Genomic DNA, 697 nt, shown 5'->3' with positions numbered 1-697 from the left:
CGCAGACCTCGTCGGCTCCGCCAACACCCTGGTGCGCAGCGGCCGGGGCTGGCGGGCCGACAACACCGACGTCGACGGCATCGTCGGCGCACTCGGCAGCGCCTCGGGCCACGCGATGGTGCTGGGGTCCGGCGGCACCGCTCCGGCCGCGGTGGTGGCGCTGGCGGGTCTCGGTGTCCGGCGCATCACCGTGGCCGCGCGCAGTGAGGACAGGGCCGCGCCGCTGGTGCGGCTGGCCGCACGTTGCGGGGTGGCGGCGCAGTGGTGCCAGCTGATCGGCGAGCGGGTGGCCGCCGCGCCCGCCGATGTGCTGGTGAGCACGATCCCGGCCGATGCCGCCCGCCCGTACGCGGTGGATCTCGCGGGCACGCCGGTGCTGCTGGACGCCATCTACGATCCCTGGCCGACGCCGCTGGCATCGGCGGTCGCGGCCGCCGGCGGCCGGGTGGTCAGCGGGCTGGAGATGCTGTTGAACCAGGCCTTCGCGCAGGTCGAGTTGTTCACCGGGATGCCGGCGCCCAAAGAGGTGATGAGGGCCGCGCTGCGCTGACCTTAGCCTCGACGGATGGGGGCGGGGGTTCTGGTGGCGGCCGCATGCTGGCTGGTGGCGTTGTCGATCTGCGACGTCCGGCAGCGGCGGCTGCCCAACGCGTTGACGCTGCCCGGCGCCGTGCTGGTGCTCGCGGCCGCCGCCCTC

General features: G+C 75.2%; 2 protein-coding genes. Both read left to right on the top strand.

Features of this window, described 5'->3' with window-relative positions; translation table 11 throughout:
• On the top strand, positions 1 to 550 hold a 550-nt coding region (locus tag Q2100_RS19270; protein ID WP_302915352.1), incomplete at its 5' end, for a shikimate dehydrogenase.
• 15 nt (positions 551 to 565) lie between these two features.
• Positions 566 to 697: prepilin peptidase (locus Q2100_RS19265; RefSeq protein ID WP_302915353.1), on the top strand; the 132-nt coding region annotated here is incomplete at its 3' end.

Origin of the sequence: Mycolicibacterium arseniciresistens (genome assembly GCF_030519285.1) — a bacterium.
Taxonomy (GTDB): domain Bacteria; phylum Actinomycetota; class Actinomycetes; order Mycobacteriales; family Mycobacteriaceae; genus Mycobacterium; species Mycobacterium arseniciresistens.
The sequence above is the reverse complement of the archived record's forward strand: the minus strand, read 5'-3'. Positions and strand labels throughout refer to the sequence as shown.